General features: G+C 64.8%; 3 protein-coding genes. 1 reads left to right on the top strand and 2 read right to left on the bottom strand.

Annotation, left to right across the window (positions count from 1 at the left end; genetic code table 11):
* Together ACWGS8_RS34250 and ACWGS8_RS34245 are read right to left on the bottom strand one after the other, a co-directional pair.
* A partial coding sequence (locus tag ACWGS8_RS34250; RefSeq protein ID WP_454585062.1) for a DUF7929 domain-containing protein occupies positions 1-3,345 on the bottom strand: 3,345 nt, incomplete at its 3' end.
* Between the two features lie 10 nt (positions 3,346-3,355).
* Positions 3,356-5,593, bottom strand: a complete 2,238-nt coding sequence (locus tag ACWGS8_RS34245; RefSeq protein ID WP_454585061.1) for a hypothetical protein — start codon at positions 5,591-5,593, stop codon at positions 3,356-3,358.
* 211 nt (positions 5,594-5,804) lie between these two features.
* Between ACWGS8_RS34245 and dnaK the strand changes: the two genes are divergently transcribed.
* Positions 5,805-7,721 carry a molecular chaperone DnaK gene (gene dnaK / locus ACWGS8_RS34240; RefSeq protein ID WP_010912682.1) on the top strand — a complete coding sequence of 639 codons (1,917 nt, stop codon included), beginning with the start codon at positions 5,805-5,807 and terminating at the stop codon, positions 7,719-7,721.
* The last annotated feature ends 87 nt before the right edge of the window (positions 7,722-7,808 follow it).

Here is a 7,808-nt window from a genome sequence, read left to right as displayed (position 1 = left end):
GCAATCGCCATTGGCATCGTGGACCTGACCACGGATAGCGCACTGCTCGGGCTTCGGCCGCACCGGACGGCAGGCGCCGTTGCGCACCTCGGTGCCCTGCGGGCAGACGCAGTCGCCATCGGCATTGCGGATCTGGCCGGGGATGCGGCACACTTGGGGCTTCGGCCGGATCGGACGGCAGGCGCCATTGCGCACCTCGGTCCCTTGCGGGCAGACACAGTAGCCGTCGGCGTCGTGGATCTGGCCGCGGATGGTGCACTGCTCGGGCTTGCCAGTGCTGACGCACTTGCCGTTCTCCAGCGCCGTGCCGCGCGGGCAGATGCAGCGCCCATCCTCGGTGCGGATCTGGCCTTCGAGCAGCACGCAGCGCTTCGGCGGCGGCGGTGGCGTCGGCAGAATGTTGGTGCCGCCGCCGGTGCACTGGCCGTTGCGGAAGGTGGTGCCTTCCGGGCAGACGCAGCGGCCGGTATCGTTCATGACGAAGCCCGGCGAGCATTCCTTCTTCACCTCATGGGTGATGACGAAGGGATGGCACGCATAGGCCTTGCCGCGATCGCCCTGCACATTGGCCGCATCCTTGGACAGCACGTCGCCGCCGTCCTGCACCCTGGCGTCGGGAGACAGGACGCCAACGCAGTTCTGGCCATTGACGTTGCCCTGCAGGTTGGCCAGACGCCCGTCGTCGGGAATGACCACGGTGACATGATGCGACTGGCTTTCGCCGGCGCCGAGCGTCAGGTTGGCGATGCAGGACAGAGGCAAGGTTGCCGGTTCCGGCGAGCAGCCGAAGGGTGGGTCGATCGCGGTGATCGCAACGCCATCCAGCCGGCCGAGACCTTCCACGCCGATCGCATCACCGATACGAACCGGGCCGGAGAAGGGGCTCGTTCCGTCATTGGTAATGGTGATGTCGAACGAGCAGGGCTGGCCGAGCCGGCATTCGCGGTCGCCGGTCTTCTCGACACGGATGGTCGAAGAGCCGCCGCCCTTGGCGCAGGCCTGGCCGATCGGATAGACGATGTCGTCGCCAGGCGCCGGACCATAGGAGCCGCGCGCGCAGTTTTCGAACGCGCCATTGGCCGAGACCGTGACGTCGAAGTGCCTGCTGGTTCCGGGCGTCATGACGGCGCCGGGAATCTGGCACGACAGCGTGTTGGCCGGAACCGGTCCGCACGCCCATTCCGCGCCGTCAGGGGTGACGGTCTGGATCTGGACGGGCGCGCCGCCCGACACCAGCGTGGCGGCATCGTTGACCCGCACCGGACCGGTGGGCGCTGCCGTGCCGGCGTTCGAGACGGTGATGCGGCAAGAGACGACCGCGGCACCGGCCAGCGAGCCATTGCACACCTTGGTGATGCGCAGGCCAGGCTTGCCGCCATTGGGCCGACGGATGCGTTCCTTGGCGCAGGCCTTGTTGTTGGTGAGGTCGACCTCACCGGGGACGGCCTTCACCTCGGCGCAGTTCTCGACGGTATCCGACTGGTAGCCGGCCGGCATGACCGCCTTGACGAGGATCGGCGTCGAGGCGCCCGCAGGCAGCGAGATGCCGGCATTGTCGCAGCGGAACTGGCCGGGGCCGTTCGGACCGCATGTCCAGGGCGGGCTCGGCCCGAAGGTCGAGGAGCTCGGTGCGCCGCCAGGATAGTTGTCGATCACCGTCAGCGGTCCGTTATAGGTCGACGTGCCGTTGTTGATGATGTCGATCACGAAGAAACAGACGCCGTCCGCCGTGCAGATTTCGGTACGGGCCCGCTTCTTCAGGATCAGGTCGACCTTCTTCTCGACCGGCGGCTGGCAGTCGCGGTCGCGATCGCCACGGCGGCAGATCGGGATCGAGGCACAGCCACGGTCGTTCGACTGGCTGCCGAACAACGGCTTGCCGCTGGCCGCATAGTTGTAGGTCGCGCAGTTGCGCAGCACGCTGCCTTGCCAGCCTCCGGCCGGCCTGAAGCCGAGCTTGAGGTCGACAAAGGCCCCCGGATTGAGCGTGGTCACCGGATGCGTGCATGTCATCGGGGTGGCGCCGGGCACGCAGACCCAGGGCGGATTGGGCCCTGAACTCAGCGTCGAGCCGGCCGGCAGCGTCACCTCGTCGAGCACGATCTTGCCGTTGTAGGGCGCGGTGCCGACATTGGTGACCCTGATGGTGAAGTCGCAGCCGCCGGCCATGGTGCAGTGTGGGACATCGGCGCGTTTCTCGACCTTGAGGTCCGGCTCCTTGTCCCTGGGCGGGCACCGCTGGTCACGCGGGATGACGATGTCGATGGTCTGCGTGCAGCACAGGCCCCAGCCCTCCTTCGGCCCGGCATAGGTCTCGATGCCGGTGACGATGAGGTGGATGACGTCGCCGGGCGATGCGCCGACGATCTTCCAGTTGAGCACACCGCCGCCCGGAGGCACCAGCTGGGTGTCGGGGATGATGGTGATGCCGGGCGTAGTGGTCGAAACCTGCACCCACTTGCCGCCCATCTCGGGGCCGACCGGCATGTGGTAGATGAAGGCGCCGCCGCCGGGCACGCAATCGACCGTGCCGCGTTCTACCTTGAAGCATTCCTTGCCGGGAGGCGGCGGTGGCGGGTTGCACTTGGTGACATCGATCTTGATCGAGGTCTTCACTCCGGTCTTGTAGTCGCCATCGTCGGGCTTGCTCGGATCCTGCGACGGGATGATGGTCCCGGTGCCGGCCTCGTTGCTCACCTTGATCAGGCCCTGGTTGTCGACGATCGTCGGCGCGGGAAACGCCGCATGGTCGATCTTGGCCGTGATCTGGAAATTGATGACGCGTTCATTGGCGGCACCCGCGCCGTCGAGATCGGCGGCGGAGAGCCGGAAGTCGGACACCGTTGCGGTGTCGTTGGGACCCGCCGAATTGCTGATCGTCGCGCCCGGCAGTGGTCCGCCGGAGGCATCCGTGCCGTCGCCGGACAGGTTGACGTTGACGATGGCAAGGCCATGCGGGAGCTGGTCCTTGAACTCGATCTTGAGTTTCTTCAGCAAGCCCACCAGGCCCGGATCGGCAAAGCCCTGCGGGTCACCGCGCAGGCCGAAGTTCAGGGAGTAGACGACATAGTCGCAGCCTCTCTGGGTGCCTGTCTTGGTGAAGAACGGGACGACCCGCTCCGGCCTGGGATTGACGACGCGCGAATTGTCGAGGTCGAGCCTCAGTTGCGGGGTGATCGGAGCGGCGTCTTCCGCGTGGCTTGCGAGCGGGGTTAGCATGGCGACCGCGATACCGGCCGCCATCAGCCAGCGCGCGCCGCGCCTGGCATATGACAGGGGTTTCATGATCGTCTCCATGACGGTTGAGTTGTTTTGCGCGAGCGGGGAGAGTGCGAGATTGTTCATCTTCCCCTCCTCAACGTTCGCAGCTGACGGCTGGGGTGCGGAGCGGCAAGGTCATCTTGCAGCAAGGGTAGTAGCCACCCTTGTCCTTGTCGGACTTCCTGTAGAAGCAAAGTCCAACATCCACCCTGTCGCCCGGATAGTGGCCGGTGATGCCGATCGTGTAAGGCGTGCCAGGCGCATGCGACATGGGTGACGTCACCGCGACGCCTGGCGTCCTGGACTGGGCCTTGATCGAATCGCCGCCGAAGCCGGCATGGTCATGGAGATAGAGATCAGCCTCGAGGCCCGAAGGCGTGCAGTAATATTGCACGTCGTCGACATCGAGACAGGGGGGCAGATTGCCGGGCGGTGGGAAGTCCGGCGGGTAGAAGGGTGGCAGATAGCCGCCCGGAATTTCTTCATAATAGCCGGCGCGGCCCTCGCAGGGGTGCCAGACGGCGACGTCGCCGACATGGCCTTCCACTTCCGGATCCTCGAAATAGCCGTCGAAATCGACGAACCAGGAACCGAAGGGCGGCACGTTGGCCGGCTTGACCAGGTCCTTGGGCGTGATCTGCACGCCATGCACGGCGAGCGGTCCGCCGGCGGCGAGCTGCTCGGCAAGCGTTGGATTATCACGCAATTTGTCGCCTGTGTTGACCAGCGTCTGCGTGCACACCGAGGTGTCGAGATTGCCATCGGCATCATAGCCATATTGCAGGTCGAGGCCGCCGGCCGACTGCCGGTTGCCCTGCGGAAAGCCGACCGCATATTCCTGCGGCACTTCCACCCAGACCGATTCCGTTGTCGGATCGTCCGGATTCTCGTGCCAGTAGCGGATGACCTCGCCCTTGCCGGAATCGGCGAACCGGCTGTAATCATAGCGATTTTCGACCGGGCCGCGCTGGGCGAGATACATGAAGCCTTGGTTGTCGAAGGCGATGTCGGTGACGGCGTAGTCCTTGTCCGCCCTGACCGTCAGCTCCCAGCGCGGGTCGCCGGCAAAGCTGCCGTCGCGGGCAATGCCCACCGACCAGATTTCCGACTTTTCGCCGACCGAATAGTAGAGCCGGCCGCCATGATAGGAGACGGCCCAGACTCGGCGCTCGTCCTGGGTGTAGCCCCAGGTCTCGGGGTCTTCCGTGTCGAAGGCGGCACCTTGAATGTCCATCACCGCGCCGTCGTCGGCGACGGGAGCCAGACCATGCGCCGGGCGCCCGGCGACGCCATGATCGAACGTGTCGATCAGCCTGCCGTTGGCGTCGATGCGACGGATCAGGCCGGTGTCGAGATCCGAGGCGAAGAACTGGCGGTGGTTGGGATCGAAGGTGATATTGCCGATGCCCGGGCCGCTGTTGGTGTCGATGTCGGCGAATTTGGCGACCTGGCCGGTGATGCCGTCGATCTTCCAGATGGTGCCGGGTCCGCCGCCGTTTTCGGTGCCGAACTGGCCATCCATGAAGGTAGCGCCTGCGGTGCCGCGGCGCTGCCGTTCCGGCCTGCCGTCACTGTCGGCGTCAGGCGTGACGATGCGGATGCCGTGCAGCGAGGTTGCCGCGGCATAAAGATTGGGAATGCCTGACGGAACCCCGTCGCGCACGCCGTCATCATAGGTGAGGCCGAAAACCTGGCCGATCTGGCCTGATGTCACCTCGAACGGCGGCGGCGTGAAGACGAGCTGGCCCGAAGCCGGCCCGCCGAGATGCGAGACGTCGAAAACGCGCAAGGTGGCGCGCGTGGTGTCGATGAAGGTCTCGTCGACCGGGTCGACCCCAGGCGGCAGGCCTTCGTCGAAATTGGGAATGACGGTGCCGGAAAATCCGGTGACCGCCATCGAGCCGGGATAGATGATCTGGGTATCCTGCGCCTTGGCGATGCCGCCAAGCCAAAGGCCGGCGGTCAAGGCAATCGCAAGAAATCCGCCGGTTGCCTTGATCAGGCGGTGCAAACGGCTGGTGCGAGAAGACACGAACGGGCCGTGATCGCAAGACATGGAACTCCCCCCGAAGTCTGCGGGAGGAGCCTCCGGCTGTGCCGCGCGAACCAGGGCAAGGCGCGGCGGTCCGGCTCGTTCTTCCCTGCTCGAATTGTCTGCTTTCCTCATTGTCACGATACGCCTGCTCTTACGCAGGGTCAACGGAATCAGCGGGAAGCCCAGCGCATCGACCCCGTCCCGAAGGTGGTGGTCGCGCCGAGCTCCTGTTGTTCCCGGAGACCGAAGAGCCTCTGGGTTGCTGGTCATGGGGGCTTCCTTTCCGGGCCGCACCATGCGGCACCTGGACCTCAGTCGCCGGCGGAGGTGGAAAGGTTCACGGAAGCCTTGCGCAGAATGCTTGCGCCCGATCCCGCCTGTTCTTATATACGCGCCAAGCCGTGCGGCGCCGAAACCCGGTTGCCGGACGGGATTTCTTGTGAACAGGGGCTTTCGTTGGAACGCCTTCACGGGTCCTGAAAGCCTGCTTAGCGGAGAGACTAGAAAAATGGCAAAAGTAATCGGTATCGATCTCGGCACCACCAATTCCTGCATCGCCATCATGGATGGCAAGGAACCCAAGGTGATCGAAAATGCGGAAGGCGCGCGCACGACGCCCTCCATCGTCGCCATCTCGGGCGACGGCGAACGTCTGGTCGGCCAGCCGGCCAAGCGCCAGGCGGTCACCAATCCTGAAAACACCATCTTCGCGGTCAAGCGCCTGATCGGCCGCCGCTATGACGATCCGGTGACGGAAAAGGACAAGAAGCTTGTCCCTTACAAGATCGTCAAGGGCGACAATGGCGATGCCTGGGTCGAGGCCGGCGGCAAGAAGCAGTCGCCCAGCCAGATCTCGGCTATGATCCTGCAGAAGATGAAGGAAACGGCGGAAGCCTATCTCGGCGAGAAGGTCGAGAAGGCGGTCATCACCGTTCCAGCCTATTTCAACGACGCCCAGCGCCAGGCCACCAAGGACGCCGGCAAGATCGCCGGCCTGGAAGTGCTGCGCATCATCAACGAGCCGACGGCTGCAGCACTTGCCTACGGCCTCGACAAGAAGGATGGCAAGACCATTGCCGTCTATGACCTTGGCGGCGGCACGTTCGACATTTCGGTGCTCGAAATCGGCGACGGCGTGTTCGAGGTGAAGTCGACCAATGGCGACACCTTCCTCGGCGGCGAGGATTTCGACATGCGCCTGGTCGAGTATCTGGCGGCCGAGTTCAAGAAGGAACAGGGCATCGACCTGAAGAACGACAAGCTCGCCTTGCAGCGCCTCAAGGAGGCGGCTGAAAAGGCCAAGATCGAGCTGTCGTCGACCACGCAGACCGAAATCAACCTGCCCTTCATCACCGCCGACGCGACCGGCCCGAAGCACCTGACGCTGAAGCTGACGCGCGCCAAGTTCGAAAGCCTGGTCGAGGATCTCGTCCAACGCACCATCGACCCGTGCAAGGCGGCGCTCAAGGACGCCGGCCTCAAGGCGGGCGAGATCGACGAAGTGGTCCTGGTCGGCGGCATGACCCGCATGCCCAAGATCCAGGAGATCGTGAAGCAGTTCTTCGGCAAGGAGCCGCACAAGGGCGTCAACCCGGATGAGGTCGTCGCTCTCGGCGCCGCCATCCAGGCCGGCGTGCTGCAGGGCGACGTCAAGGACGTGCTGTTGCTCGACGTGACGCCGCTGTCGCTCGGCATCGAGACGCTGGGCGGCGTGTTCACCCGGCTGATCGAGCGCAACACGACGATCCCGACCAAGAAGAGCCAGGTGTTCTCGACCGCTGAAGATAGCCAGTCGGCCGTGACCATCCGCGTCTTCCAGGGCGAGCGTGAAATGGCCGCCGACAACAAGGCACTCGGCCAGTTCGACCTGGTCGGCATTCCGCCGGCGCCGCGCGGCGTGCCGCAGATCGAGGTCACTTTCGACATCGACGCCAACGGCATCGTCAACGTTTCGGCCAAGGACAAGGGCACCGGCAAGGAGCACCAGATCCGCATCCAGGCCTCGGGTGGCCTTTCGGACGCCGACATCGAGAAGATGGTGAAGGACGCCGAGGCCAATGCCGAGACCGACAAGAAGCGGCGCGCCGTGGTCGAGGCCCGCAACCAGGCCGAAGCGCTGGTGCATTCGTCGGAGAAGTCGCTGAAGGAATATGGCGACAAGGTCTCGGAAGCCGAGCGCACGGCGATTTCCGATGCCATCGCGGCGTTGAAGACCGCCGCCGAGGGCGACGACGCGGCCGACATTGAGGCCAAGAGCCAGGCGCTCGCCGAAGCTTCGATGAAGCTTGGCCAGGCCATGTACGAGGCTTCGCAGAAGGAAGCGGCGGAAGCCGACGCCAAGGCGGATGCCGCCAAGGACTCCGACGTGGTCGATGCCGATTTCGAGGAAATCGACGAGGACGACGACAAGAAGAAGTCGGCCTGAGCCGCCTGACGGCAAGATAAAGCGGAAAGCCCGGCGTAAAGCCGGGCTTTTTTGCAACCCTCGCTGAGAAAAGTGCGGGTCCTGCCG

The organism is Mesorhizobium sp. 43Arga (genome assembly GCF_053714255.1).
The sequence above is the reverse complement of the archived record's forward strand: the minus strand, read 5'-3'. Positions and strand labels throughout refer to the sequence as shown.

What these genes read in the sequence shown, in the direction of transcription:
- dnaK (WP_010912682.1), top strand. Translation starts at nt 5,805, where the DNA reads ATGGCAAAAGTAATCGGTATCGATCTCGGCACCACCAATTCCTGCATC.
- ACWGS8_RS34245 (WP_454585061.1), bottom strand. Translation starts at nt 5,593, where the DNA reads ATGGTGCGGCCCGGAAAGGAAGCCCCCATGACCAGCAACCCAGAGGCT.